Annotated in this window: 24 protein-coding genes; 11 read left to right on the forward strand and 13 right to left on the reverse strand. The window is 63.1% G+C overall.

The annotated features are described in order from the left end of the window. The first annotated feature begins 260 nt into the window (after nucleotides 1–260). Together opgC and K1177_RS05840 are read left to right on the forward strand one after the other, a co-directional pair. Nucleotides 261–1,439, forward strand: a complete 1,179-nt coding sequence (gene opgC, locus K1177_RS05835) for an OpgC domain-containing protein (protein WP_224702369.1) — start codon at nucleotides 261–263, stop codon at nucleotides 1,437–1,439. Nucleotides 1,440–1,512: 73 nt separating this feature from the next. After that, on the forward strand, nucleotides 1,513–1,887 hold the full coding sequence (locus K1177_RS05840) for a GFA family protein (protein WP_224702370.1): 375 nt from the start codon (nucleotides 1,513–1,515) through the stop codon (nucleotides 1,885–1,887). 114 nt (nucleotides 1,888–2,001) lie between these two features. On the opposite strand, the gene K1177_RS18555 is transcribed toward K1177_RS05840, so the two are convergent. The 3 genes from K1177_RS18555 to K1177_RS05855 form a co-directional block, all read right to left on the reverse strand. After that, on the reverse strand, nucleotides 2,002–2,343 hold the full coding sequence (locus tag K1177_RS18555) for an HNH endonuclease (RefSeq protein WP_224702371.1): 342 nt from the start codon (nucleotides 2,341–2,343) through the stop codon (nucleotides 2,002–2,004). Between the two features lie 336 nt (nucleotides 2,344–2,679). Beyond that, nucleotides 2,680–5,106 carry a DUF4238 domain-containing protein gene (locus K1177_RS05850; RefSeq protein ID WP_224702372.1) on the reverse strand — a complete coding sequence of 809 codons (2,427 nt, stop codon included), beginning with the start codon at nucleotides 5,104–5,106 and terminating at the stop codon, nucleotides 2,680–2,682. A gap of 250 nt (nucleotides 5,107–5,356) precedes the next feature. Next, a complete protein-coding gene (locus K1177_RS05855; RefSeq protein ID WP_224702373.1) occupies nucleotides 5,357–9,067 on the reverse strand; it encodes a vitamin B12-dependent ribonucleotide reductase in 3,711 nt (1,236 codons plus the stop codon). Between the two features lie 755 nt (nucleotides 9,068–9,822). On the opposite strand from K1177_RS05855, the gene K1177_RS05860 reads away from it, so the two are divergent. Genes K1177_RS05860 through K1177_RS05870 form a run of 3 tightly spaced genes read left to right on the forward strand, consistent with a single transcriptional unit; the run spans nucleotide 9,823 to nucleotide 11,239 of the window. After that, nucleotides 9,823–10,206, forward strand: coding sequence for an NADH:ubiquinone oxidoreductase subunit NDUFA12 (locus K1177_RS05860; protein ID WP_224703699.1), 384 nt, complete (start codon nucleotides 9,823–9,825; stop codon nucleotides 10,204–10,206). Nucleotides 10,207–10,216: 10 nt separating this feature from the next. Beyond that, nucleotides 10,217–10,642, forward strand: coding sequence for a DUF2155 domain-containing protein (locus tag K1177_RS05865; protein ID WP_318153274.1), 426 nt, complete (start codon nucleotides 10,217–10,219; stop codon nucleotides 10,640–10,642). Nucleotides 10,643–10,684: 42 nt separating this feature from the next. Continuing rightward, nucleotides 10,685–11,239 carry a GyrI-like domain-containing protein gene (locus tag K1177_RS05870; protein WP_224702374.1) on the forward strand — a complete coding sequence of 185 codons (555 nt, stop codon included), beginning with the start codon at nucleotides 10,685–10,687 and terminating at the stop codon, nucleotides 11,237–11,239. Nucleotides 11,240–11,408: 169 nt separating this feature from the next. Here the strand turns inward: K1177_RS05870 and K1177_RS05875 are convergent, their stop codons facing one another. The 9 genes from K1177_RS05875 to K1177_RS05915 form a co-directional block, all read right to left on the reverse strand. Next, entirely contained in the window at nucleotides 11,409–11,765 is a 357-nt protein-coding gene (locus K1177_RS05875; protein WP_263574782.1) for a YybH family protein, read from the reverse strand. 32 nt (nucleotides 11,766–11,797) lie between these two features. Next, complete coding sequence (gene lexA / locus K1177_RS05880) at nucleotides 11,798–12,511, reverse strand: transcriptional repressor LexA (protein WP_224702376.1); 714 nt, start codon at nucleotides 12,509–12,511, stop codon at nucleotides 11,798–11,800. Nucleotides 12,512–12,616: 105 nt separating this feature from the next. Beyond that, a complete protein-coding gene (locus tag K1177_RS05885; protein ID WP_224702377.1) occupies nucleotides 12,617–13,819 on the reverse strand; it encodes a molybdopterin molybdotransferase MoeA in 1,203 nt (400 codons plus the stop codon). Next, nucleotides 13,816–14,307 (reverse strand): cyclic pyranopterin monophosphate synthase MoaC, encoded by a 492-nt coding sequence (moaC, locus tag K1177_RS05890; protein WP_224702378.1) that lies wholly within the window; start codon nucleotides 14,305–14,307, stop codon nucleotides 13,816–13,818. The genes K1177_RS05885 and moaC overlap by 4 nt, the downstream gene beginning before the upstream one ends. After that, complete coding sequence (gene trpC / locus K1177_RS05895; protein ID WP_224702379.1) at nucleotides 14,307–15,119, reverse strand: indole-3-glycerol phosphate synthase TrpC; 813 nt, start codon at nucleotides 15,117–15,119, stop codon at nucleotides 14,307–14,309. Before trpC ends, moaC begins: the two co-directional genes overlap by 1 nt. Continuing rightward, nucleotides 15,116–16,138, reverse strand: a complete 1,023-nt coding sequence (gene trpD, locus K1177_RS05900) for an anthranilate phosphoribosyltransferase (protein ID WP_224703701.1) — start codon at nucleotides 16,136–16,138, stop codon at nucleotides 15,116–15,118. Before trpD ends, trpC begins: the two co-directional genes overlap by 4 nt. Continuing rightward, the gene (locus tag K1177_RS05905) at nucleotides 16,135–16,734 is read right to left on the reverse strand and encodes an anthranilate synthase component II (RefSeq protein WP_224702380.1); all 600 of its coding nucleotides are present in this window, start codon (nucleotides 16,732–16,734) and stop codon (nucleotides 16,135–16,137) included. The genes trpD and K1177_RS05905 overlap by 4 nt, the downstream gene beginning before the upstream one ends. An 80-nt stretch (nucleotides 16,735–16,814) precedes the next feature. Then, nucleotides 16,815–18,323: an anthranilate synthase component I gene (gene trpE / locus K1177_RS05910; RefSeq protein WP_224702381.1), complete on the reverse strand. Its 1,509-nt coding sequence runs from the start codon at nucleotides 18,321–18,323 to the stop codon at nucleotides 16,815–16,817. A 38-nt stretch (nucleotides 18,324–18,361) separates the two neighbouring features. Beyond that, nucleotides 18,362–20,233 (reverse strand): peptidylprolyl isomerase, encoded by a 1,872-nt coding sequence (locus K1177_RS05915; RefSeq protein ID WP_224702382.1) that lies wholly within the window; start codon nucleotides 20,231–20,233, stop codon nucleotides 18,362–18,364. Nucleotides 20,234–20,357: 124 nt separating this feature from the next. Between K1177_RS05915 and tpiA the strand changes: the two genes are divergently transcribed. The 4 genes from tpiA (at nucleotide 20,358) to K1177_RS05935 (ending at nucleotide 24,036) form a co-directional block, all read left to right on the forward strand. Then, the gene (gene tpiA, locus K1177_RS05920; protein ID WP_224702383.1) at nucleotides 20,358–21,113 is read left to right on the forward strand and encodes a triose-phosphate isomerase; all 756 of its coding nucleotides are present in this window, start codon (nucleotides 20,358–20,360) and stop codon (nucleotides 21,111–21,113) included. A gap of 107 nt (nucleotides 21,114–21,220) precedes the next feature. Beyond that, nucleotides 21,221–21,787, forward strand: coding sequence for a preprotein translocase subunit SecG (gene secG, locus K1177_RS05925; RefSeq protein ID WP_224702384.1), 567 nt, complete (start codon nucleotides 21,221–21,223; stop codon nucleotides 21,785–21,787). A gap of 111 nt (nucleotides 21,788–21,898) precedes the next feature. Beyond that, entirely contained in the window at nucleotides 21,899–23,527 is a 1,629-nt protein-coding gene (locus tag K1177_RS05930) for a CTP synthase (RefSeq protein WP_224702385.1), read from the forward strand. Continuing rightward, on the forward strand, nucleotides 23,527–24,036 hold the full coding sequence (locus K1177_RS05935) for a GNAT family N-acetyltransferase (protein ID WP_224702386.1): 510 nt from the start codon (nucleotides 23,527–23,529) through the stop codon (nucleotides 24,034–24,036). The genes K1177_RS05930 and K1177_RS05935 overlap by 1 nt, the downstream gene beginning before the upstream one ends. A 3-nt stretch (nucleotides 24,037–24,039) precedes the next feature. Here the strand turns inward: K1177_RS05935 and K1177_RS05940 are convergent, their stop codons facing one another. Further along, complete coding sequence (locus K1177_RS05940) at nucleotides 24,040–24,729, reverse strand: peptidoglycan recognition protein family protein (protein ID WP_224702387.1); 690 nt, start codon at nucleotides 24,727–24,729, stop codon at nucleotides 24,040–24,042. A 188-nt stretch (nucleotides 24,730–24,917) separates the two neighbouring features. Here K1177_RS05940 and K1177_RS05945 point away from each other — a divergent pair, with 188 nt between their 5' ends. Both K1177_RS05945 and K1177_RS05950 read left to right on the forward strand, forming a co-directional pair. Further along, nucleotides 24,918–25,124: a DUF4169 family protein gene (locus K1177_RS05945; RefSeq protein ID WP_224702388.1), complete on the forward strand. Its 207-nt coding sequence runs from the start codon at nucleotides 24,918–24,920 to the stop codon at nucleotides 25,122–25,124. 3 nt (nucleotides 25,125–25,127) lie between these two features. Continuing rightward, on the forward strand, nucleotides 25,128–26,093 hold the full coding sequence (locus K1177_RS05950; RefSeq protein ID WP_224702389.1) for an NAD-dependent epimerase/dehydratase family protein: 966 nt from the start codon (nucleotides 25,128–25,130) through the stop codon (nucleotides 26,091–26,093). The last annotated feature ends 1 nt before the right edge of the window (nucleotide 26,094 follow it).

A 26,094-nucleotide genomic window follows, 5' to 3' on the forward strand; every position in this document is an offset into this window, starting at 1 on the left:
CCCGACGTGCGGGCAGCGGCGCTTGCCGCGGCCACTGCTGCCTTGCCCATCCCAATGTGGCGTCGTCCGCCTATGGTAAAGCCGATCGCGAAAGTCTGCCCTCAAAGTAGCATCTTGTTAATTCGACAGTGAAACTGTCGTCGCACTAGCAGTGGAACAGCATGTTCCAATATTTTCATTCTGCCACATTGCCTCAGCCGTGGAATTAATTCCGCGCCATCGATTCTTCAGCAGTCCTTTTATGACTATACGGATTTATTGTGCGCTATATTTATCTCGACGGGCTGCGCGGCGTGATGCTGATCAGCATGGTCCTGAGTCATCTGGGCACCAATCTGTCGCTCGGTGTCACGCAGGGCCTGGTGTTCAAGGCCACTCTCATCAATGACGCTGCCAGCGGCTTTGTGTTTCTCTCCGGCCTGAGCGTGGCGATCGCCTATGCCAATGGCTGGTTCGATCCGGCCAAGGCGGCGCGCAAGAAGGCCCTGGGCAGCCGCACGCTGCGCGTCTTCACCCATCACGTCTTTCTGGTGGTCCTGGTCACCCTGGCTGCCATGGCAGCCATGGCTCTGGGCCGGTCGAGCTGGATCACCGCGGCCTATGGCACGGCGCCGGTCCTGTTCGGCGGCCTGTCCGTCGTCTCGCTTGCGGCCGGCTGGTGCATGGACATTTTGCCCATGTATGTCCTGTTCCTGCTGCTCACGCCCGCCGCCTTTGCGGCCATGGCCAGCGGCAGGCGCTGGCTGGTCATTGCCCTGGTTGCCGCGACCTGGGGTGTCGGACAGACCGGGTTTCTCGAAGCCTCCTGGGACGGGCTGGAAACCGCGCTTGGCCTAGAGCAGCATGCCATTGAACTCGGCCTCTACTTCAATCGCCTGTCCTGGTCGGCGCTCTATTTTGTCGGGCTGATGCTGGGCACCGCCTTCGTGCGCGGCGAGTTGGACCTGTCGGCGCTGACATCGCCGAGATTGCCGCCCCTGGTGCTGGCCACCATCCTGTTCATCGCGGCGTCCATGCTGCTGCTGACGCTCTATCTGTTCGAGCTGGTCACCGACCACCGGTCGACCTATGCCTGGCTGATCAGCAAGCGCAGCCTGGGCCTGGTGTCGCTGCTCAATGTCATGGCGACCGCCTTCGTCATCGCCTGGCTTCTGGTGGCCGGCCCGACATCGCACTATGGCTCGATGCGCATGGCGAGTGCGGGGCTGGGCCGTCTGCTGCGCGCTCGCCCCCTGGTCCTGCTGGGCCAGCATGCGCTCTCGATCTTCACCTTTCACCTGGTCGGCATCTATGCCTTCTACCTGCTGGTCGATACGGACGGCATCGAGCCCCTGGGCGCCAATCTGATCCTGCTCGCCGGCCTGGCAACCCTCGCCATTCCCGTCGCCTATGGCCGCCACCGCAAGGCCAGGCGCCAGCAGGCGGCTGCGACGGCCTAGCGGGCCGGCCATCGCTTGTCGCCGCCGCGCCCGCATGGTTTCCTGCGGCGCACCCAGCGGAGGAGCAAGACCCATGGATCAGGTAACCGGCGGCTGCCGCTGTGGCGCGGTGCGCCTCGTGGCACTGGGCGAGCCCGACCGCGTGGGCATCTGCCATTGCCTCGACTGCCGCAAGGCGCATGGGGCGCTGTTCTACGCCGCCGCCATCTTTCCGCAGGACAGGGTGGCCATCACCGGCGACACAAGCGCCTATCACGGTCGCCATTTCTGTCCCCAATGCGGTTCCCCGGTCTTTGCCCGCTCGGGCGAGGAGGTCGAAGTCCACCTCGGCACGCTGGACGCGCCCAACCAGTTCACCCCGACTTATGAGTGCTGGACGGCGCGGCGAGAGCGCTGGCTGCCGGATTTTGCGGGGATGACGGGTTATGTGGGGGATCGGGAGGGGTAGGGGCGGGCCGCTTGCCCACCCGACAGACCATCGCCTTTTCACCGACCGTCACCCTGGGGCTTGACCCGAGGGCGTTGCACTTGCTGGACGCGCCGCCAATGTAGAGCCCTCGGGTCAAGCCCGAGGGTGACATGCGGAGGAGGTGGGAGCCTCAGCGGGTTGACCACCCTTGGGATTGAACCAGTTCCCCCTGGCGAGCCGCTGCCGGACGTAGTCCTGGAAGGCTTGGGGCGACAGCGGGGTCTTTGACGTGTGCCGCCGCGTATTGCAGAGCCAGCAGGCGGCGACGATGTTCTCCGCTACATCCTCGCCACCATCACATTGCGCCAGCAGGTGCTCAGCGGTGCGCCTGCTTGACCGCTTGTCACTCGCAGCGGCCATGGGTCGCCCACAATACCAGCACAGCCCGCCCTGGCGGTGAAAAGCCTCGTCCCGGAATTTCTTGACGTTCGACATGGGCAACCTTGGGCGACAGACAGGCTAGAAACGGGGCGGCAGAAAATCCTGTCGGTTTGGCGCGGTGCGTCTGGTGCAGTGACTGCCGGATTTTGCGGCTAGGACGGGGTGTGTCGGGGATGACGGCGTATGTGGGGGATCGGGAGGGGTAGAAGTTTTCACCGAAGCCATCCCCAACTGTTGTGTCGCTACCGTTCGAGGCGACGCCAGATCTATGTCACTGGCGGGCTTTGCTCGTGCATTGGCAGGGCATTCATACTAGGCCTCGCGATGAGACATGGCCAGAATAGCTTAGCCAACGCCATCAATGCGCTGGGTTTCCGTGCATACCCAAAATCAAGCGACGGACCTGCTGAATCGGAATGCCATGGGGACTGAAGGAAGGTGGTTCTCAGAGCTGGACATTAATAGCAACCGATTGACGCTGTTGTCCTGGATACCCCCAAAAGGGAAAAGACCAGTGATCTTGCCAATTGTTACAGGGGGCCTCGATTTCCGGATCGACGCTTGCGCAGAGGCATGCGTCTTCATGAACTTTGCTCCAAGGTGCGCCTCAAAATTCTGCCGGCGTGGCTGTCCACCAGCGCTGACTTTGGCAAGGTACGAAGAGGCCTCACGGAAGATGGTCGCATATCCATGGAAAGTGGGGCTACACATCTGATCCGCCAAGTCTTCAAAGCGGTAGCCTATTGAGAACGTGGACTGATCAAGATTTTCAGACAGCTCAGCAAGCAGCGGAGGCATCCCCAACATGATCTTTCTAGATGCACGTTTGAGTTCCCTCCAGCGGTGTTCGCTGTCGGTGACAATGTGTGATCCGGTCGCCTGCGCGATATACATTGCCATCTCGAAATTTGGCGCCAGCCGTGCCAATTGAAATTGGCCGCCTCGGTCAGCTGTTGGGTCTACGTTTCGCAGTGATGCCAGAGGATCAGCTTCGCGTTTTTCAGCAAGGTAACGAATTGCGGCGTTCACATCACCTTGCTCAAGTTCGGGCATGATCTCTGCGAGGTCCCTCCGAAGTTTTGATTCTGGCGTTATCCCTTCGATGCTGCGCCTCATGTCTTGCATCATGATATCCCGGACTGCAGGCTCATCGTCGATGCTCGCCTTCGACTGCTGTGCCCTAATTTCCGCCATGGCCATCATTTGCTCGCGCAGATGAAAATCAAAATCGCAGGGATCGGGAATGAGGTTGATGAAGCCAGCGTCAACAAAGGGCACCACGTTAATAAAGAAGACAACTGCCTTCAAAAATTCATCGCGATATTTACTTGGGAATTTTACCGGGTTGAATTCGTCATTCACAATGCCAGGATGAATGAACGGATTTTCGACGATGATTTGTCCAAAATACGGAGCGGCCCCAAGGGCGAAGTTGGCAATATGGTTTGGGTGAATGAGGCCGGCGTATACCGCCCGTGGTGTGCCATCTGGCTTAGGCAAAAGTGATAGCAAATCCGTCTCAAGAGGCCAGAGCCCCTCATAGAGGCTATATATTTCTGCAATCTTTTCATCGGTAAGCGAACGCCTTACTGAGGCCCAGTCCCGAGTGCCGTCCAACTCGAGAACATTGATGATGCCATTGCACAACATCAGGTTTCTTTCGCGGATGCTCTTCTCTTCCCATGTTGGCCGCAGATTGACAGGCTTCCGGTCACAACAGTCTCGGAATCGGCGACCAGACCCGCACCCGCACCCGTCCTTTGGCTTCAGCGAAGTAGTCGAAACCTGTTTCTTGAGAAACTCTCGCTCCTTTTCCGTCCTACCAAACGAGTCCTGGTAGTGCACATGTCCGCTGTCGAACTTGGCGTACATCTCGCCACCAAAGTGCCAAAGCTGATCCGTCGGCGGAAGAAGTGTTTCCTTGATCTCTGACCAAGACGATGTGACCACTTGCTCGGGGTGCAACCATTCCTTGCGTCCTGCTCCCACATAGCGCTTGGCACTTGCTTTTATGACCAGATTTATCTCGGCCACCTGAAGGTCTGTGAGCTTGCGCTTATGTATGAAGTTGATCGTATTGACCATCGACTGCCGGTAGTTGCGAGGAAATGTACGCTTGGTCAACGGCAAGACACTTGGATCTCGGGCGTATTCCAGGTTGGTCAGGATCAGGCAATGGTCGGGACCCAGAGGGAAGATTGTCTGAGACGCTTTCAGTGCAATTGCCGGGTCGTGGGGACCAAATTTCTCCGGCGGCATTGCGTGGTTGTAAACTGTTACAGGGTGGTCGCTCACCAAGAACTTTGTGCTGACTTCCTCTGCTGAAACGATCTCGCGAACCCCTTCAGTCCATATCGTACAGTTCATCCTGCGAATGCCTTGCATTTCGCGCATGAGCTCGTTCTGGCTGAGTTGTGGGTACTGTGCGCGCAGCCATTGCAGGCCTTTAGGAGTGCGGACCTTCTGGATATCCAGATACTCGAAAAAAGTCAGAAAGTGTGCGTGCCAATTGGTTTCACCGCCTGCGGCGAAGGCCTTAACAGCCACGGCGCCACGCCTGTCGATATCCCCAAAAAGCTTGCGTTCAATCTCATCATTCACCGCGGTTCCGAAGAAGGTTGAGTACAGGTCCTCCTCGAAAAAGGCGCTTATGGGCGCCTTGTCCTCGATTGAACGACCCGTCTGAACTATGCGGCCGTTGGCGAGAACTCTTGTTGGCGGCGATTTGTCGAGGACACTGAGCTTCGACCGACCGTCGACGAGAAACTGCCTCTGATACCACTGAGGCACGAAGTGGTTGTCGCGAGTGATCGGCATTTTGTGTGCATTCTCCGCCGCCCACCGGCCAGTTCATGTATTGTTCTCTCGGAGATTGAGCGGCGAGAAAATCTCGCCGCCGTCTATTTACTTTGAATAACTGCGCTTGATTGTTCGGTTCGTTTAGAGCCTTGCGTCTGAGTTTAAGACTCTAGGCCTCTCACCACATGGAAGCCCAGAATTCTGGGCTTCCTAGATACGCTCAGGACGTGCTGTCCTACCTTAAGTACTTGCAGCGAAATAGGTAGTCTCAGCTACAACCCGTCGTCGTGCCGCACGTATCGCACTTCAGGCACGTGCCGTTCCGGACCATCGTAAAATTGTGGCACTCGGTGCACTGGTCGCCGGTGTAGCCCTTCATCTGGGCTTCGGCACGCAGCAGGCCCGTGTCCTTGGACGGCGGCGGGCTGGGGATCGGGTTCAGTTCCGCCGGCGCGAAGGCCGAGGGGCTGAGCTGGGTGTCGGTCTTGAGGGCTGTCGCCGTCTTGAGGGCCGTCACCGTCGAGGTCTGCATCGCCTGCACCGGATTGAACTGGTGATCGCCCGAGACGATCATCAGGCTCTTGTTGTTGACGCGACCGCGGGTCATGCCGCGCGAGACGAAGCGATCGGCCTGCATGGGAGCGACGGGGGCAGGGGCGGTGCGGCCACCCTTGCTCTCGTCATTGCCCTTGCCCAGCGACGTCGGGCTTTCCGGGTTCACATGGGCCAGGTCGTCGCGGTCCAGATAGGACACGGCCAGCTCGCGGAACACATAGTCGAGGATCGACGTGGCGTTCTTGATCCGGTCATTGCCCATCACCATGCCGGCGGGCTCGAAGCGGGTGAAGGTGAAGGCCTCCACATACTCGTCCAGCGGCACGCCATATTGCAGGCCCAGGGAGATGGCGATGGCGAAATTGTTCATCATCGCGCGGAAGGCGGCACCTTCCTTGTGCATGTCGATGAAGATCTCGCCCAGGCGACCATCGTCATATTCGCCGGTGCGCAGATAGACCTTGTGGCCACCGACAACGGCCTTCTGGGTATAGCCCTTGCGGCGATCGGGCATCTTTTCGCGGTCGCGCACGACCGTTTCAACGATGCGCTCGACAATGCGTTCGGCGACATGGGGCACGCGGGCGGCAGCCGACATGGCCGCCAGTTCCTCGGCAGCCTCATCCTCATCGTCATCGGCCGCGGCCAGGACGGAGGAATTGAGCGGCTGGCTGAGCTTGGACCCGTCGCGATAGAGGGCGTTGGCCTTCAGAGCCAGGCGCCAGCTCATCATATAGGCTTCCTTGGCGTCTTCCACCGTCGCATCATTGGGCATGTTGATGGTCTTGGAGATGGCGCCCGAGATGAACGGCTGAGCCGCCGCCATCATCAGGATGTGGCTCTCGATCGAGAGCGAGCGCTTGCCGATCTTGCCGCAGGGGGCGGCGCAGTCGAACACCGGCAGGTGCTCGGCCTTGAGGTGCGGCGCGCCTTCGAGCGTCATCGCGCCACAGACGTGGATATTGGCGGCCTCGACGTCCTTCTTGGAAAAGCCCAGGAAGCTCAGCAGGTCAAAGCTGAAGTCATTGAGCTGCTCGTCGGTGACGCCCAGGCTCTTGAGGAAATCAGCACCCAGCGTCCACTGGTTGAAGATGAACTTGATGTCGAACGCCGAGGCGGTCGCGGCATTGAGCGCGGCGATCTTGTCGTCGGTAAAGCCCTTGGCGCGCAGCGTCGAGGGGTTGATGCCCGGCGCCTGGTTGAGATTGCCATGGCCGACCGCATAGGCCTCCATCTCGGCAATGTCGCCTTCCGAATAGCCCAGGGTGCGCAGGGCCGGCGGCACGGCGCGGTTGATGATCTTGAAGTAGCCGCCACCGGCCAGCTTCTTGAACTTGACCAGGGCGAAATCGGGCTCGATGCCGGTGGTGTCGCAATCCATCACCAGGCCGATGGTGCCGGTGGGGGCGATAACCGAAACCTGGGCGTTACGGAAGCCATGCTTCTCGCCCAGCGCCAGGGCATTGTCCCAAGCCAGCTTGGCGCGTTCGGACAGAGCCGCATCGCTCAGATTGGCATGGTCCAGCGGCACGGGCGTGATCGAGAGGCCTTCATAGCCCGTCGCATTGCCATGGGCGGCGTTGCGGTGGTTGCGGATGACGCGCAGCATGTGCTTGGCGTTGCGCTTGTAGTCCTTGAACGGGCCCAGCTCCTTGGCCATTTCGGCCGACGTGGCGTAGCTGACGCCGGTCATGATGGCGGTGACGGCACCGGCAATGGCGCGGCCTTCCACCGAGTCATAGGGAATGCCCGAGGTCATCAGGAACCCGCCGATATTGGCATAGCCAATGCCCAGCGTGCGATATTCGAACGAGCGCTCGGCAATCGCCTTGGACGGGAACTGCGCCATCATCACCGAGATTTCGAGCACGATGGTCCACAGGCGCACCGTGTGCTCATAGGCGGCGGTATCGAAGCTGCCATCGGTATTGCGATAGGGCAGCAGGTTCACCGAGGCCAGATTGCAGGCGGTGTCATCCAGGAACATATATTCCGAGCAGGGGTTCGACGCATTGATCGGACCGGCTTCGGGGCTGGTGTGCCACTCATTGATGGTGGTGTGATACTGGATGCCCGGATCGGCCGAGGCCCAGGCGGCATAGCCCACCTGTTCCCACAGGTCGCGCGCCTTGAGCGTCTTGGTCACCTTGCCCGAGGAGCGGGCCTTGAGCTGCCATTCCCCGTCGCCTTCAACGGCGCGCAGGAAATCATCGGTGACGCGCACCGAATTGTTCGAGTTCTGGCCCGAGACGGTGAGGTAGGCTTCGCTGTCCCAATCGGTGTCGTAGACCGGGAATTCGATATCGGTATAGCCCTGCTTGGCGAACTGGATGACGCGGAAGATGTAGTTCTCCGGCACCAGGGCCTTCTTGGCGGCGCGCACTTCGCGCTTGAGGGCCGGGTTCTTGGCCACGTCAAAGCAGTCATCGCCCGAACCGTCGCAGTTGACAGCGGCCTTCATGATAGCCTTGAGGTGCTTGGAGACCACCTTGGAGCCGGTGACGAGCGCGGCGACCTTCTGCTCTTCCTTGACCTTCCAGTTGATATATTCCTCGACATCGGGGTGGTCGATGTCCAGCACCACCATCTTGGCGGCGCGACGGGTGGTGCCGCCCGACTTGATGGCGCCGGCAGCGCGGTCACCGATCTTGAGGAAGCTCATTAGGCCGCTCGACTTGCCGCCGCCCGACAGGCGTTCGCCGGCGCCGCGCAGGGCCGAGAAATTGGTGCCCGTGCCCGAACCATATTTGAACAGGCGGGCTTCGCGGACCCACAGGTCCATGATGCCGTTGTCATTGACCAGATCGTCATTGACCGACTGGATGAAGCAGGCATGCGGCTGCGGATGCTCGTAGGAGCTCTTAGAGCTCACCAGCTTGTGGGTGAAGGGGTCGACATAGAAGTGGCCCTGGCCGGGGCCATCGATGCCATAGGCCCAGTGCAGGCCCGTGTTGAACCACTGCGGGCTGTTGGGCGCCACGCGCTGGGTGGCCAGCATATAGGCCAGCTCGTCAAAGAAGGTGCGCGCATCTTCCTCGCTGTCGAAATAGCCGCCCTTCCAGCCCCAATAGGTCCAGGTGCCGGCCAGGCGATCAAATACCTGGCGGCTGTCCATTTCCGAGCCAAAGCGCTCTGCTTCGGGCAGCTTGGCGAGCGCTGCCTCATCGGGGACCGAGCGCCACAGCCAGCTGGGGACGGAATTCTCCTCAACCTTCTTGAGCACCTTGGCGACGCCGGCCTTGCGGAAATATTTCTGCGCAATGATGTCAGCGGCAACCTGGCTCCAGGTCGACGGAATCGCGATGTCTTCGAGCTTGAAGACCACCGAGCCGTCCGGATTGCGGATCTCGCTGGTGGCCGAGCGGAATTCGATGCCGCTGTAGCGATCCTGGTTGGCTGTCGTGAACCGGCGTTCAATGCGCATAGTCGTCTTAGTCCCCAATGTAGCGGGCACACGAAGGCCCGCGAGCCGAAAACCGGCTTCTCATCCAAATCTGTGTTGACGCGTCACCCACCGAACCCGTGGCCGGGTCCGAAAAACTTGCCTGTGCCCATGCCTGGTGCCGATCTGTTGCCAGCGCTTTCAGCAGGGGTCTTTCGCCCGCAGCGGGAGGCGCCGCGAACTGGCTAAAAACATCTGCCGATTCAAATCCAGCGTCAACGCAAGAAATCACAAGGTGTAGTGGTCGGGCAGGGTCGAGTGACAACGTCTAGTAGGCTCAATATGTGGATTGTGGGGACAAATGGCAAGGAAAACGGGCTCTTGATTGGCCCGCTTGAGGCGGCATTTCATGTCACCTTTCCGTCACATGAACTTGCCGAAAAACCTCCGCTAAGCGCCCGCGAATCCTGGTGTTCCCGGTCGCACCTGGCGGCATTAGCGCATCGCTAACCATGCCGATAAAAGACAGAATCGCCGCCCCAAAAAGCTGTCAAGCGCAGATATTTCGACCCCATCGCGCTTGCCGCCGGCACACAACGGCACACACCAGCGCTTGTGCCTGTCGGTCGCCATGACGCTAAAGGCACTATCTATAGCGGCGTCATCGCCAATGCCCGTGCACCGCAAAAACACCATCAAACCAGCCCGGCAACACTAGGCTGTGCCAGCGACCCATGGTACACCCGCCCCAGCGCATCCTCGACGACGACGGAATCGAAGAATTGGCCAAATCCGGTATCAAGCAGTTCCTGACAGAAATCTTCTCCTGGTGGAGCGGCCAGACGTGGGGCACACGCCTGTGGATCTGGCGCTTTGGCGACTACGTCGGCAGCGATGAATTCGGCAACAAATACTATCAGGATCGCAAGGCGGACCGCCGCTATGTGACCTATGCCGGCTATGCCGACGCCTCCACCATTGGCGAGGGTTGGCACGGCTGGATGCACCACCGTACCGACGTGGTGCCCACCAAGGCGAACTACGTCGCCAAGCCCTGGCAGCTGCCGCACGAGCCCAATCTCACCGGCACCGCAGCCGCCTACCGTCCCGATGGCAGCCTGCTTAGCAAGGGCGAGCGCCCGCGCGTGACCGGCGACTACACCGCCTGGTCGCCCGAATAAGGACGGCGCCTTGCGCCACCGACCCATTCTGACCCGCATGCGCACCATGCTGGGGCCGTTGGCGGCCCTGGCGCTGCTGGCCATGCCCGTTCAGGCGCAGCCGATCGCCAATCCGGTGGCGACCTTCGCCGGGCTCGACAAGATCACCGGTCGAATCACGCGCTTCGACGTCTATATCGACGAGACGGTGCTGTTCGGCGCACTCGAGATCACGCCGCGCGCCTGCTACAACCGCGCAGCCACTGAAACGCAGCGCACCTCAGCCTTCATCGAGGTGGACCAGCGCAGCCTCAATGGCGCCTCCAAGCGCATCTTCACCGGCTGGATGTTCGCCGACAGCCCGGCACTGCACGCCATCGACCACGCGATTTATGACGTGTGGCTGATCGAGTGCAAAACCAGCACGACCGTGCCGCCGCCCAGCGAGCGGCCATAGGGCCCACGAATACCGGTCAAGGGCCTGTCGAAACCGGGCGCCGTGGCTCGTCTTGTCGGCATGACGATGCAGTGCATCATCCAGCCAGAGGAGACCGCCGTGCTCACCGTTCCACAAACTCAGCCCAGGCCCGCCCGGCCTTACGCCTTCATCAGCTATACCGTGCCCATGAGCGCGGTCGCCAAGCCGGCCGACGAAGGCTTCCCGGCCCTGTTCGCCTGGCTGGGTCAGCACGGCATCGCCCCGGTGGGCGCGCCTTTCTACAACTACCGGCGCATCGACATGGCGGCGACGCTTGAGATCGAGGCCGGCGTGGAAGTGGAAGCGGCCGGGCAGGGGGATGGACCGGTGCAGTTCGGCACATTGCCCGCAGGCAATTTTGTCAGCACCACCCATACCGGCCCCTACGACCAGCTCTATGACGCCACCGCCATGCTGATCGGCTGGGCCAAGGAGCGCGGCATTGCATGGGATATGACTCCGGCGGCAGACGGCGACCACTTTGCCTGCCGGCTGGAAATCTACGAAACCGACCCGTCCGAGGTTCCAGACCCGGCTGATTGGGTGACCCGGCTGGAAATAAAGACGGCAGACTAGGGCGTGCCAGTCATTCGCCCCGCCTCTACCCAGGAGAACAGGCAAGCCGGACACCAGGGACAAAAAGAGCCGGACGTCGTCACGCCGACGCCCCAGGATCGCACAGACCAGACTGTGACCGCGCCAGCACGCGAGGGAAGCAGGGCGTGTGCGGCTACGCGCTCACGCCTCAAGACCGATCCGGCTCCGGGCTGAGATGCTCATGCACAATCTGCCAGCCATCGGCACCATCGGCCAGCACCGACGTGCCCCGGCCAATGCCGGTGGTCGGCACTCCATCGACACTGGCGCGCCAGCAAAAGCGATAGACACAGACCGCCGCACGATCGCCGCGCGCGATCCACTCAACATCCTCAAGCCAATAGGTTTCGTCGCTCAACACCCGCCAGGTCGCGGCGAAGGCCCGACTGATGGCAGCATGCCCCCGATGCGAACCATCGCCGAACCAGAAAACAGCCTCATCGGCAATCAGTGGTGCGACCAGCTCAAAGCGATGCGCATTGATGCGCTCCGCATAAAGTGCCATTGCCGCCTCCGGACTGCCGGCGCGCATGGATGTCAGTACTTGCGCAGCAAACCCACCAGCCGTCCCTGCACCTTGACGCGATCGGGCGGGAAGATACGGGTTTCATAAGCCGGATTGGCGGCCTCGAGCGCAACGGTATTGCCCTTGCGGCGCAGGCGCTTGAGCGTGGCTTCCTCATCATCCACCAGAGCCACGATGATCTCGCCGGTGCTGGCCTGATCCTGCTTCTTGATGAGCACGGTGTCGCCATCGAAAATGCCGGCATCGATCATGGAGTCGCCGCGCACTTCGAGCGCATAGTGCTCGCCGCTCCCCAGCATTTCGGGCGGCACCATGATGGTGTGCGAATGGTTCTGGATCGCCTCGATGGGCGTACCGGCCGCGATGCGGCCCATGACCGGAATAGAGATGGGGCGGGCATAGTCTTCGGCAGCGGACATGCGCGCCGGCGGGCTCGCGACCTTGCCCAAGTTGCCCTCGATCACCGCCGGCTCGAAGCGCGCCTTGCGGCCGCCAAGCGAGGGGTTCATCGAGTCCGGCAGCTTGACCACTTCGAGCGCCCGGGCCCGATTGGGCAGGCGGCGGATGAAGCCACGCTCCTCCAGCGCCGTGATCAGCCGGTGAATGCCCGATTTGGACGCCAGATCGAGGGCATCCTTCATCTCATCGAACGACGGCGGGATGCCGCTTTCCTTCATCCGCTCATGGATGAACATCAGCAGCTCGTGTTGTTTGCGCGTGAGCATGGGCCCCTCGGGGAGAGAATCGGAACATAGACAGAACGACTATACGTGTTCCAGTTATGTTCTGCAATATCCCCGCAAAATCCCAGCTTTGCGCCGTCTGGAGCCTCAGAAGGCGTCGATCACCAATGCCTCGACGACTGCGCCGGCCGGCTGGCCGGGATCATGCTCGGGCTGGACGATCAGCAGGTCTGCCGCGGCGAGCGAGGACGTATGCCCGCTGTCGGTCTGGCTGATCGGCCGGGCCATGGGGCCCGATGGTGTATGCACAAGCTCGGCGCGCATGAAGTGGCGCCTTGCGGTGTTGGCCGGCGTCGCGCCGGCCAGCGGCAGATGCCAGACCGGCTGCGGGGCAAGGCCCAGCCAGGCGCGCAGCGCCGGCTTGATGAAGACTATCGCCGTGACCATGGCCGAGACGGGGTTACCCGGCAGGCCGAAGACCAGCGTCTTGCCGCGGGTGCCGAACATCAGTGGCTTGCCCGGCCGCATGTTGATGCGCCAGAAATCCAGCGTCACCCCGAGGTCGAGCAGGATCTCCTGCACGATGTCATGCTCGCCGACACTGGCGCCGCCGGTGGTGATGACCACATCGGGCTCAGTGGCAAAGATGGCTTCGAGCTTGGCCCTGAGCTCGGCGCGATCATCGCGGGCGATGCCGTGGTCGGCGATGGACTCGGCATAGGGGGCGAGCAGTGGCGCCAGGCCAAAACTGTTCGACGCGATAATCTGGTCGGGCCCCAATACGGCGCCCGGCAGTTCGAGTTCGTCGCCGGTGGCCAGCAGCGCAATCCGGGGGCGCCGGGCGACCGAGAGTTCAGGCGCATTGGCGGCGGCGGCCACGGCCAGTTGCATGGCGGTGAGGCGAGTGCCCGGCTCAAGCAGGCGCTGCCCGCGGGCAAAATCACTGCCCAGGGGGCGGACGCTGCGGCCCGGCTGCGGCTGGCTGGAAAAGCGGACCAGATCGCCCTCGGGCTGAGCCTCTTCCTGCATGATGACGGCATCAGCGCCGGCGGGCAGGGGCGCACCCGTGAAAATGCGCACGGTTTCGCCCGCGCCAACACTGCCGGCAAAGCCGGCGCCGGCCTGAGCCATGCCGATCCGGCGCAGGGCATGACCCGGGACGATGTCGGCGGCGCGCACGGCATAGCCATCCATGGCGCTGGCGGAAAACGGCGGCTGGTCATGCCCGGCCAGCAAGGGCGCAAACAGCACGCGACCGGCGGCCTCGGCCAGGGGCACGGCTTCGCCTCGCGAGGCCGGCACCCGCGCCAGAATGGCGGCTATGGCGTCCTCGACCGGCAACAGGCTCATGACGCGTCCGCATCGTCGCGATGAAAGTCGCCCGATTTGCCGCCCGATTTTTCCATCAGGCACACATCGGTCACGACCATGGCGCGGTCGATGGCCTTGGCCATGTCGTAGAGTGTGAGCGCGGCGGTCGAGGCCGCAACCAGCGCTTCCATTTCGACGCCGGTCTGGCCCGTGGTCTCCGCCGTCGCGGCGATCAGGATGGCGTCGTCGCCCTGTTGGGTCAGCTCGACGCTGACCTTGGTCAGCGCAATGGGGTGGCACAGCGGGATCAGCTCGGAAGTCTTCTTGGCGGCCATGATGCCGGCGATGCGGGCAACGGCCAGGGCATCGCCCTTCTTCAGTCCACCGCCCATGATGGTGGCGATGGTCGCCGGCTGGCCGACGAGGCGCGCCTGGGCTACGGCGCGGCGACGGGTAACCGCCTTGTCACCGATATCGACGATATGGGCCTCGCCCTTGTCGTTGAGATGGGTCAGTCCACCGGCCATCAGCGGGCGGCCTGCGGCGCACCCATGAGCAGCGCGCGGGTCGCAGCGGCCACGTCCTCATGCCGCATCAGGCTCTCGCCGACCAGGAATGTGCCAATGCCGGCCTCCTGATCGAGCTTGACCAGATCGTCATGACCGCCGATGCCGCTTTCGCTGACCAGCAGCGTGCCCTTGGGCACGCCGACCGCCAGGTTGATCGAGGTCTGCAGCGTCGTCTCGAACGTGCGCAGATTGCGGTTGTTGATGCCGATGAACCCGGCGCCCAAGGCCAGAGCCCGGTCGAGCTCGAGCTGGTTGTGCACCTCGACCAGGGCATCCATCTTCCATTCCTCGGCCGCGTCGAGCAGATAGCGCGCCACATCGTCGCCCACGGCATCGAGAATAATCAGGATGCAGTCGGCGCCCCAGGCGCGGGCCTCGGCCACCTGATAGGTCTCGAACAGAAAGTCCTTGCGCAGCACGGGGAGCTGCGTGGCCGCGCGGGCCTCGATCAGATAGCTGGGCGAGCCCTGAAAGCTCGGCCGGTCGGTGAGCACCGAGAGGCACGCGGCGCCAGCCATTTCATAGCTGCGGGCGATCTCGGCCGGGTTGAAATCGGCGCGGATCAAGCCCTTGGAGGGGCTGGCCTTCTTCACTTCGGCGATCAAGGCATATTGCCCGGCGGCGCGCTTGGCCTTGATGGCTTTGACGAAGCCGCGCGGGGCGGGCTGGTCATGGGCCTGCGCCACCACCTCGGCCCAGGGCCGCATGGCCTTGGCCGCGGCGATCTCCTCGCGCTTGTACTGCTCGATCTGCTTGAGAATATCGGTCATGCCTGTCGTCCGTTCGATACCGCCACCAGCCGGGCGAGTGTGTCCTTGGCCTTGCCGCTGTCGATGACCTCGCGTGCCATGGCAATGCCGTCTTCGATTGTGGTGACCTTGTCCGCCACCAAAAGGGCCGCCGCGCTGTTCAGCAGCACGATGTCGCGGTAGGCGCTGGGCTTGCCATCGAGCAGGGCGTGCATCGCAACAGCGTTGTCGGCCGGATCGCCGCCGCGCAGATCGTCCAGCGTTGCCCGCGGCAGGCCAAACTGCTCGGGCGTGATTTCAAAGGTGGTCAGGCTCCCGCCCTCGATCTGGGCGACATGGGTCGGCCCGGTCGTGGTGATTTCATCCAGCCCGTCGCTACCATGCACAACCCAGGCCTTGATGGCGCGATTGGCGAGCAGCGCTGCCGCTACCGGCTCGACCCAGCGCTCATCATAGACGCCCAGCAGATAGCGGCGAACGCCAGCTGGATTGGACTGAGGGCCAAGGAGGTTGAACAGCGTTCGCGTGCCGAGCTCAGCGCGCGAGGGGCCGACATGGCGCATGGCCGGATGATGGCTGGGCGCAAACATGAAGCCGATGCCGGCGCTGCCAACGCAGGCGCCGATCTCGGTCGGGGTGAGGTCGAGCTTGACGCCCAGGGCCTCCAGCACCTGTGAGGCGCCAGACTTGGACGACAGCGCGCGATTGCCATGCTTGGCCACCGGAACCCCTGAGGCGGCAACGACAATGGCGCTGGCCGTGGAAATATTGAGCGTACCAGCGCCGTCCCCGCCAGTGCCAACGATGTCGATGGCCCCCTCGGGCGCGGTCACCGGCACCATTTGTTCACGCAAGATGGAAACGGCGGCAGCGATCTCCACCACAGTCTCGCCCTTGACGCGCATGCCCATCAGGAAGGCGCCGATCTGGCTGGGGGTGGCTTCGCCGGCCATGATGATGCGCATGACGCCGCGCATTTCCTCGCCGGTCAGATCGCGACCGTCGGCGATCTTGCTCAGGGCTTGCTTGATGTCCATCAGGCGGCTCGCTTCTGGTTGAAGTCGCGGGCTATGGTGAGGAAGTTCTGCAGCAGGGCATGGCCATTCTCGCTGGCAATGCTCTCGGGATGGAACTGCACGCCATGGATGGGCAGCGTCTTGTGCTGCATGCCCATGATCAGGCCATCATCGGTGGTCGCGGTGACTTCGAGCACATCGGGCAGGCTTTCGCTGCGCACGATCAGCGAGTGATAGCGCGTGGCCTCGAAATCATTGTTGAGGCCGCGGAACAGGCCCTTGCCGGTATGATGGATCTTGGACGTCTTGCCATGCACCAGGTGGGGCGCGCGGATCACCTCGCCACCCAGGGCCTGGCCCATGGCCTGATGGCCCAGGCACACGCCAAGCATGGGGATCTCGCCCTTGAACCGCTCGATGGCGGCCAGGCAGATGCCAGCCTCATTGGGTGTACAGGGGCCGGGCGAGAGCACGATGGCTTCGGGCGCCATGGCGGCGATCTCATCAAGCGTGATCTTGTCGTTGCGCACGACGGTAATGTCGGCGCCCAGCTCGCCCAGGAAATGCACGAGATTGTAGGTGAAGCTGTCGTAATTATCGATGACGAGGGTCTTGGTCATTGGGCCTGTCCCTGAAAAGTGGTTCCGGTACTGTGTTCAGAACCAGCGCCGCCATCGCGATTGAAACCTGCCTGCCGCACTCATTGCCCGATCCTCGCCTCGCCAGCATAGCGTAGCGCTTCCTCGGCGGCGCTGAAAAGGGCGCGGGCCTTGTTTTCGCATTCCATCTGCTCGAGTTCGGGCACGCTGTCGGCAACAATGCCGGCGCCCGACTGCACATAAAGCTTGCCGTCCTTGAGGATGGCTGTGCGCAGCACGATGCAGGTGTCCATGGTGCCGTCGGCGCCGAAATAGCCCACGCAGCCGCCATAGATGCCGCGGCGCGACTTTTCGAGCTCGTCGATGATCTCCATGGCCCGCACTTTTGGTGCACCCGACACGGTGCCGGCGGGAAAACCGGCCGAGAGGGCGTCGACAAAGTCATATTTGGGATCGAGCACGCCCACCACGTTGGAGACGATGTGCATGACGTGGGAATAGTATTCGAGGAAGAACTTGTCGGTGACCTTGACCGTGCCGGTCTTGGCGACACGGCCCACGTCATTGCGGCCCAGATCAAGCAGCATCAGATGCTCGGCCAGCTCCTTGGGGTCGCTGAGCAGTTCGGCCGCCAGTTCCTGATCGCGCGTCGGGGTGGCACCGCGCTTGCGGGTGCCGGCGATCGGCCGGATGGTGACTTCACCATCCTGCACCCGCACCAGGATTTCCGGGCTCGATCCGGCCACGGCAAAGTCGCCGAAATCGAGGAAATACATGTAGGGGCTGGGATTGGTGCGGCGCAGCGCGCGATAGAGCGCGGTGGGCGGCAGGCTGAAATCGGCCGAGAAGCGCTGGCTCAGCACCACCTGGAAGATGTCGCCGGCGGTGATGTAGTCCTTCGCCCGCGCCACCATGGCGAAATACTCGTCCTTGGAGGTGTTGCTGGTAACAGCGATGTTTTCGAGGTCGGGCAGGGCCGGGGTGGTCGGCATGGCGCGACCCAGCCGGTCAATGGCGTCATCGATCCGGCCCTGGGCGGCCTCATGGGCCTGGCGGGCCGACACGCCATGCCGCACATAGACGGGTGCAGTCAGATAGAGCTCATCCTTGAGCGTGTCGAAAATGGCCAGCAGCGACGGGCGCATCAGCACCGCCTCGGGCGTATCGATGTCCTTGGGATTGCTGTCGGGCAGCACTTCCATATAGCGGACCATCTCATAGCCGAGATAGCCATAGACGCCCGCGGACTGCGGCGGCAGGCCGGGCGGCACCTCGATGGCACTGTCGGCGACCAGGCCCCGCAAGGCGTCCAGCGGCAGGTCGGGCAGGGGCTCGAAATGGCTGTCGCCGAGCTGGGCCGAACGATTGATGCTGGCTGCGCCGTCCTCGACCTTGAGGATGACGTCCGGCATCAGGCCGATGATGGAATAGCGGCCGCGCACGGTGGCGTCCTGCACTGACTCGAGCAGGAAGGTGTTCTTCCGGCCCTGGGCCAGCTTGAGATAGGTGCCAACGGGCGTTTCCAGATCGGCCACGATGCGACGCCAGACGATCTGCGACTTCCCGGCATCATATTGCGCGCAGAAGTGCTGAAAATCGACGTCGACCATCGTGTTCATATCCGGTTTGGGGTTGGGCCGGCCTGTGCTTACAGGCCGGTATTGACGGCAAGGATCTGGTTGATCGCCTGCTGGTTGATGCGGAGGCCGGCGTCGTCGCGCACGGCGGTGACGAAATCGCCATAAAGGCCGTTGCGGACTTCGTTCTCGAGGCTCTGCTTGGCATTGGCCTCCAGCCCGCCATCGGCGGCCACAACGTCCACGACCTGGAAGACGACATATTCGCCCGCCTGGCTGACCGACGAGCCGTGGTGTTTGGCGTCGCCGGCAAAGGCAGCGGCGGCAACAGTGGCATCGATCGTCCCGTCTTCGGCGCCGAAGCGGGTGAAGGGCGAGCTGAGCTGGGGGAAGAGGTTGTAGGTCGCGGCGACATCGGCCAGCGGCGTGCCGGCATCGAGCTTGGCCACGGCATCGGCACTGGCCGCCAGCAGAGCATTGTTGCTGCGCTCGGTGGTGATGGCCGTGACAACATCGTCGCGCACCTCGTCCAGCGTCTGGTCGCGGGCGGGGTCGATGGCGGTCAGATCGAAATAGAGATTGCCGCTGCCGGCCAGGGGAATGGCTGACGTCAGCTGGCCCTGTTCGGCCTTGAAGATGGCCTGGCTTACGCGCGGCACGTCGGCGCTGTCCAGGTCGGGCACCACGCTTAGCTCACCGCCGGCGGCTGTGACCTTGGCTTCGTAGATGGGCAGGCCAAAGCGCTGGGCGATCTCGCTCAGCGGGCGGAAAGCGGCGCGCAGTTCCTCGATCTGGTCCTGCACATCGGCGATCTCGTTGCGGGCCTGCACGCGGGCAAGGTCCTGGGCAATCTGCGGGCCGGCTTCTTCCAGCGTGGGAACGCCGCCAGCTTCGATGGCCGAGACGTGCACGGCGCGCTTGCCGGCGACGCCATCGATGACGGTGAAGGCACCATCGGCCAGGCCAAAGGCGGCCGTGGCAAGGTTGGCATCATTGATGTCAGCCTGGGCCAGCGTGCCCAGATCCGTCGCGGTCAGGCCATTGTCGGCCACCAGCGTCTCAAACGGCGTCCCTGCGGCCTGGCCGGCCTCGAAAGCCGTGACCTGGGCGTCGTTGAGTACGACCTGCTGAATGGTGCGGCGCTCGGCCTTGGTCAGATTGGCCTTTGTGCGCTCGTATTCGGCGGCAATGGCCTCGGGCGTAATGACCTTGGTCGCGGCCAGGTCCGCCGGCGACAGGCGCAGCATCTGCACGGTGCGGGTCTCGACGGTGCGGAACTCAGCCTGATGATCCTTGAGATAGGTCGCCAGCTCATCTTCGGTCGGCGCCGCAGGCGCCGGCAGGTTCGCATCCGTCAGCACGAAATAGTCGATCGTGCGCTGATCGGCGGCATAGCGGTTGATCAGGCTCGAGGCGGTGCTGCTGAGCGGGGTATCGCCGAACAGGCTCAGAATCAGCTGCTGGCGACGCGCCGCATCGCGCTGGTCATCGAAATACTCGGCCTCGGTAAAGCCGCTGCGCGCCAGCACCTGCTTGAAGGTGGTGGGATCAAAATTGCCCAGCGTGCCCTGGAAAGCGGGGTCTTGCCGCAGCATTTCGCTGAGCTTCTTGTCAGACGCGCCCAGGCCGAACTGATCGGCCATCTGGTCGAGCGCCGCGTCCTGCGCCAGATCTTGCAGCACCAGGGAGGGAATGCCGAAATTGACGGCCTGCTCGGTCGTCGGCATCTGGCCGATCTGCTGGGCCACCTGGTTGAGCTGGGCCTGGTAGGCGCGCTGGAAGCTCCGCAGCGAGATGTCCTGATTGCCCACCTTGCCAACCGAAGTTGTGTTCAGGCCACCAACCACATTGTTGACGCCAAAGCCGGCTATGCCCACCAAAAGGAACGCACCCATGACTTTGCCGGGCCAGGATTTTGCAAAACCGCGCAAACTATCGAGCATATCGGACGTTCCGTTTCAGAGACTTGAGCCTTTACCACAGCGTGGGCAGGGCATTAGTAATCCATTTTGACAGCCGGGGTTAGGGCAATCCCAGTTCCGGTGCAAGAGGCAGGAGTAGCAAACAGTGACCACGTCAATTTCGCCGCTGATCGCGGGGAACTGGAAAATGAACGGACTGCGGGGGGCCTTGGACGAGATTTCGACGCTCGCCGGACTACTCACCACCGGTGAATCGCCACGTGCGCTGGTGGTCATCTGCCCGCCGGCGACGATCCTCTCCGAAGTGTGCCAGCTGGGCGCCACCTCGGGCATTCTGGCCGGTGGCCAGGATTGCCATTCCCAGGCTGCGGGCGCCCACACCGGCGATATCTCGGCCAGCATGCTCGCTGACGCCGGCGCGCAATATGTGATTGTTGGCCATTCCGAACGCCGCGCCGACCATGGCGAAACCGACGCATTGGTGCGCGCCAAGGCCGAGCAGGCCATCGGCGCCGGCCTCAAGCCGATCATCTGCGTGGGTGAAACCGAGGCCCAGCGCGACAGCGGCCAGGCCGAATCCGTGGTGGCCGAACAGCTCACCGGTTCGGTGCCCGACGCCGCCGGCGTTCACGAGGTTATCATCGCCTATGAGCCCATCTGGGCCATCGGCACCGGGCGTACACCCACCATTGACGACATTACCCGCATGCATGCCAGCATTCGCCAGCAGCTGGTGTCGCGCTTCCCCGAAACGGGCATGAGCATCCGCATTCTCTATGGCGGATCGCTCAAGCCGCAGAACGCACGCGAGATCCTGTCGGTGGACAATGTCAACGGCGGCCTGGTCGGTGGCGCCAGCCTCTTGGCAAAGGACTTCTACACCATTATCTCCGCCGTCTAGGCAATGACGACCCGAGGCCGGCCGGAAAATCCGCCCGGCCTCTGGCAATTGCGACCTGAGGCGTGTATGACGCGCCATCTTTTGACAGACCAATAGACTGAGACACGATGGCGAACGTCCTGATTGTGGCCTATCTGCTGATCGTCCTGGCGCTGATTGTGGTGATCCTGCTGCAGCGTTCCGAGGGCGGCGCACTGGGCATTGGCGGTGGTGGTGGCGGCGGCGGCTTCATGACCGCGCGCGGCTCGGCGAACCTGCTGACCCGCACCACGGCGATCCTGGCCACGCTGTTTTTTGCCACGGCCATTGGCCTGACGATTCTGAGCGAACTTGACCGCGGCACCACCAGCATCATCGATGGTGCAGTGACCACGCCGGACGGCACCGCGCCGGGTAGCGTGCTGGATGCGCTCAATTCCCTGCAGGGCGACAGCACCGCTGACCTGCCTGTACCCGCGTCCAATTCGACCACCACGACCCCGGCCAGCGATACGCCGGCCGCGCCGACCACCGATGCCACCACGGCGCCGGCGGCCAGCACCGCTGCACCTGCTGCCGACACCGCGACCCCGGCGCCCGAGGCGCAAGCTGCGCCTGCAGCCGACGCGCCGGCTGCCAGCGGCACCGACGCCGCTCCGGCCCCCGCCGAGACGCCGGCGGCGCCGACCAACTAACCGCCGCAAGGCGAGACCAAAGAGGGGGATGGAAACATCCCCTTCTTCTTTTTGTGTAGAGCGGCTTGGCGGCTCTACGAATCGATGCTGATGTGATTAAGGTGAGCGCCCATGGCTCGGTACGTATTCATCACCGGAGGCGTGGTCTCCTCATTGGGTAAAGGTCTTGCATCGGCGGCGCTCGGCGCTGTCCTGCAAGCGCGCGGCTACAAGGTCCGCCTGCGCAAGCTCGACCCCTATCTCAATGTCGACCCCGGCACCATGTCCCCTACCCAGCACGGCGAGGTGTTCGTCACCGACGACGGCGCCGAGACGGACCTGGATCTGGGGCACTACGAGCGCTTCACCGGCCGCGCCGCCAACAAGCGCGACAACATCACCACCGGCCGCATTTATTCGGACATCCTGGCCAAGGAGCGGAAGGGCGAATATCTCGGCGCCACCGTCCAGGTCATTCCCCACGTCACCGACGCCATCAAGAACTTCGTCATCGAAGGCAATGAGGACTTCGACTTCGTGCTGGTCGAAATCGGCGGCACGGTCGGCGATATCGAAGGACTGCCGTTCTTCGAGGCCATCCGCCAGCTCGGCAATGATCTGCCCCGCGGCCACGCCTGCTACCTGCACCTGACGCTGATGCCCTATATCCCCTCGGCCGGCGAGCTCAAGACCAAGCCGACCCAGCACTCCGTCAAGGAGCTGCGTTCGATCGGCATTGCTCCCGACGTGCTGCTGGTGCGTTGCGACCGCCCGATTCCGGAGGGCGAGAAGAAGAAGCTCTCCCTGTTCTGCAACGTGCGCGAAAGCGCCGTGATCCAGGGCCTGGACGTCGCCTCGATCTATGACGTGCCGCTGGCCTACCACAATGAGGGCCTCGACCGCGAAGTGCTGGCCGCCTTTGGCATCACCGACGCGCCGGCTCCGGACCTGAGCGCCTGGCAGGATGTGTCGGCCCGGCTGCACAACCCCGAGGGCGAGGTCAATATCGCCATCGTGGGCAAGTACACCGGCCTCAAGGACGCCTACAAATCCCTCTCGGAAGCCCTCAACCACGGCGGCATCGCCAACAAGGTCAAGGTCAACCTGCAGTGGATCGATTCCGAGGTCTTCGAGCGCGATGACCCGGCCCCCTATCTCGAGCATGTGCACGGCATCTTGGTGCCTGGCGGCTTTGGCGAGCGCGGCTCGGCCGGCAAGATCGAGGCGGCCCGCTTTGCCCGCGTCAAGGACGTGCCCTATTTCGGCATCTGCTTTGGCATGCAGATGGCCTGCGTCGAAGCCGCGCGCAACACTGCCGGCATCAAGAATGCCTCGTCGACCGAGTTTGGCCCCACCAAGGAGCCCATCGTCGGCATGATGACCGAATGGGTGAAGGGCAATGACACCGAAAAGCGCGCCAATGACGGCGACCTCGGTGGCACCATGCGCCTGGGCGCCTATCCGGCCCAGCTCACCCGCGGCAGCCGCGTCGCCGACATCTATGGCACCACCCGCATTTCCGAGCGCCATCGTCACCGCTACGAAGTGAACATGGACTATCGCAAACTGCTCGAGAAGAACGGCCTGCTGTTCTCCGGCGTCTCGCCCGATGGCAAGCTGCCCGAGATCGTCGAGCGCACCGACCACCCCTGGTTCATCGGCGTGCAGTTCCACCCCGAACTCAAGTCCAAGCCCTTCGAGCCGCATCCGCTGTTCGCCAGCTTCATCGCGGCGGCCATCGAGCAGAGCCGGCTGGTCTAGTGCACATCCGCACGGAGCGCCTGCTGCTCCGGCGGCCCAGGGCGGGTGATCTCGACGCCTTCTTCGAGATCACCGGCAATCCGCTTGCCATGCGCTATTGGTCGACGCTGCCGCATGCCGATGTGTCGGTGACGCGCACCTGGCTGGACAATATGCTGGCCCGCGAGGCCACCGGCGGCCAGCACTTTGCCATCGAACTCGATGGCAAAGTGATCGGCGAAGTGGGCGCCGGGCGGTTGCCCGATTTCGGCTTCATCCTCCACCCCGATGTCTGGGGCAGGGGCTTTGCCACAGAGGCCTCCAGGGCCGCCATCGCCCATATCTTTGCCGTCACCGATACGCCGGACCTGAGGGCCGATGTCGACCCGCGCAATGCCGCCTCGCTGGCGGTGCTGGCCCGGCTCGGCTTTGTCGAGACCGGCCGGGCCGCGCATACCTTTCTGCTCGGCGAGGAATGGTGCGACAGCATCTATCTGACGCTGGAGCGGCCCGCTGCGGAGCGCGCCTAGAGCTCAGGCGCCGGCGTCGAGGCGCTTGCGCAAGGCCGTCATCGACATCGACAGCGCGCCACCCGGATCCTGCTTGCGCCAATAGCCAATGCCCTGCTTGCCACTGACTTCGTGGTGGCCCAGCACATAGCGGTTGTCGAAGACATTGGGCTTGTTGCTCTTGAGCCAGAGCAGCAGCCGGATCAGGGCCTCTTCCTGCTCTTCGGTATAGGCCTTGTACAGGCCCGTGGGGCAGCCATAGTCCGCCTCGGTCACCTTGCGCGTCTGATCGGCTGGATAGGTCTTGCCGAACCAGCTCTTGCGATTGGAGTCCAGCAGGCCGGCGCCGCACACCTCGATGCCTACCAGCTTGGAGCTGACACTTGATCCCAGCCCGGGCCAATGCGACTCGCCGGCGTGATAACCCCATTCGTCGAGCGGGAAGGACTGGTAGATCTTGCCGGTCGGGCCGATGACGAAGAAGCAGTAGCCCTGTTGCCGGCCCCAGGACAGCGTGCCGCGCGCATCGTCCTCGCTCTGGTCATGCCCGGCCGTGTAGTGGACGATGGCGCCGACCGGATAGTGATTGGCATATTTGCCCCGGGTCTTCATCAGTGGCGTCACCGCCTCGGCCAGCGGATACCACAGCATTCCCGCGCCGCTTTCGCGCACGGATGGGCGAATGGGCTCGCCGGCCATAAACTCTTCCGTCATCTCAGCCTCTCCCGGGACACCATGTCCCCCTGAGGCAGTCAAGGCCGGTCCGGCATGGTCCGCAATTGGTACAACTCCCCGTCAGCACACCGGAAAACTACCGATGTCTTTCCCGGATCGCGGCCGGCGGACTTGGCCGCGACCTGTGCTGCGTGTTAGCCAGAGAGCACCCCAAGCCGGAGCCAACCATGGCCGAGATCATCAACCTGCGCATGGCGCGCAAGCACAAGGCCCGGGCCGACAAAGAGGCGCAGGCCGAGCAGAACCGCATCGCGTTTGGCCGCACCAAGGCGGAAAAACAGCAGACGGCGGCTGAAAAGGCACTCGCGCAAAAGCGCATCGACGGCCATCGCCGCGACGACACCGATGCACACAAAAAGACGACGGAGGACTAGGCCATGAGCAAGATCGCCATAATCGGCGCAACCGGACATATTGGCACCTATCTGGTGCCCCGGCTGATCATGGCCGGGCACGAGGTGATCGCTGTGAGCCGGGGCAGGGCGCAGCCCTATCAGCCCAGTCCGGTCTGGCAACATGCCCGCATGGTGACCATCGACCGCGAGGCCGAGGAGGCCAAGGGCAACTTCGGCCATGCCATTGCCAATCTGGGCGCCGATATCGTGGTGGACTGCATCTGCTTCACGCTGGAGAGCCACAACCAGCTCGCCGATGCCCTCCAGGGCCAGGTGAGCCATTTCATCCATGTGGGCACCATCTGGACCCATGGTGTCTCAACCGTCGTGCCGACGCCGGAATCGGCAGTGAAATTCCCCTTTGGCGACTATGGAACCGCCAAGGCCGACATCGAGGCCGACCTGCTGCGCCGGGCGGCCTTCGAGCAGTTTCCCGCCACCATCGTCCACCCCGGCCATATCGTCGGGCCGGGCTGGGCGCCGCTCAACCCGGCCGGCCATTTCAACCCGGCGGTGTTCAGCACCATTGCGCGTGGCGACGAGCTGGCGCTGGCCAATTTCGGTCTGGAAACCGTGCACCATGTCCATGCCGACGACGTGGCGCAGGTCATCGTGCGCGCCATCGACAACCGTACGGCATCGGTCGGCGAGGCCTTCCACGCCGTCTCCGGCGCGGCAGTGACGCTGCGTGGCTATGCCGAGGCCATGTACCGCTGGTTCGGCCATGAGCCGCGCCTGCGCTTTGCCGGCTTCGAGCAATGGGCCAGCGAGCAGGATCCGGAGGAAGCCAAGGCCACCTGGGAACACATCGCCCGCTCGCCCAATTGCTCGATCGAAAAGGGCCGACGCCTCCTCGGCTACGCGCCGCGCTATACCTCGCTTGAGGCCGTGCAGGAGTCGGTGACCTGGCTCATCGGCGCTGGCCAGGTAACCGCACCGGTGCGCTAGG

Source organism: Devosia aquimaris (assembly GCF_020169335.1).
Lineage (GTDB): Bacteria > Pseudomonadota > Alphaproteobacteria > Rhizobiales > Devosiaceae > Devosia > Devosia aquimaris.

Coding starts and splice junctions, on each gene's coding strand:
- K1177_RS05840 (WP_224702370.1), top strand. CDS start 1,513: ATGGATCAGGTAACCGGCGGCTGCCGCTGTGGCGCGGTGCGCCTCGTG.
- K1177_RS18555 (WP_224702371.1), bottom strand. CDS start 2,343: ATGTCGAACGTCAAGAAATTCCGGGACGAGGCTTTTCACCGCCAGGGC.
- K1177_RS05850 (WP_224702372.1), bottom strand. CDS start 5,106: ATGCCGATCACTCGCGACAACCACTTCGTGCCTCAGTGGTATCAGAGG.
- K1177_RS05855 (WP_224702373.1), bottom strand. CDS start 9,067: ATGCGCATTGAACGCCGGTTCACGACAGCCAACCAGGATCGCTACAGC.
- K1177_RS05875 (WP_263574782.1), bottom strand. CDS start 11,765: ATGGCACTTTATGCGGAGCGCATCAATGCGCATCGCTTTGAGCTGGTC.
- lexA (WP_224702376.1), bottom strand. CDS start 12,511: ATGCTCACGCGCAAACAACACGAGCTGCTGATGTTCATCCATGAGCGG.
- K1177_RS05885 (WP_224702377.1), bottom strand. CDS start 13,819: ATGAGCCTGTTGCCGGTCGAGGACGCCATAGCCGCCATTCTGGCGCGG.
- moaC (WP_224702378.1), bottom strand. CDS start 14,307: ATGGCCGGTGGACTGACCCATCTCAACGACAAGGGCGAGGCCCATATC.
- trpC (WP_224702379.1), bottom strand. CDS start 15,119: ATGACCGATATTCTCAAGCAGATCGAGCAGTACAAGCGCGAGGAGATC.
- K1177_RS05905 (WP_224702380.1), bottom strand. CDS start 16,734: ATGACCAAGACCCTCGTCATCGATAATTACGACAGCTTCACCTACAAT.
- trpE (WP_224702381.1), bottom strand. CDS start 18,323: ATGGTCGACGTCGATTTTCAGCACTTCTGCGCGCAATATGATGCCGGG.
- K1177_RS05915 (WP_224702382.1), bottom strand. CDS start 20,233: ATGCTCGATAGTTTGCGCGGTTTTGCAAAATCCTGGCCCGGCAAAGTC.
- secG (WP_224702384.1), top strand. CDS start 21,221: ATGGCGAACGTCCTGATTGTGGCCTATCTGCTGATCGTCCTGGCGCTG.
- K1177_RS05930 (WP_224702385.1), top strand. CDS start 21,899: ATGGCTCGGTACGTATTCATCACCGGAGGCGTGGTCTCCTCATTGGGT.
- K1177_RS05940 (WP_224702387.1), bottom strand. CDS start 24,729: ATGACGGAAGAGTTTATGGCCGGCGAGCCCATTCGCCCATCCGTGCGC.
- K1177_RS05945 (WP_224702388.1), top strand. CDS start 24,918: ATGGCCGAGATCATCAACCTGCGCATGGCGCGCAAGCACAAGGCCCGG.
- K1177_RS05950 (WP_224702389.1), top strand. CDS start 25,128: ATGAGCAAGATCGCCATAATCGGCGCAACCGGACATATTGGCACCTAT.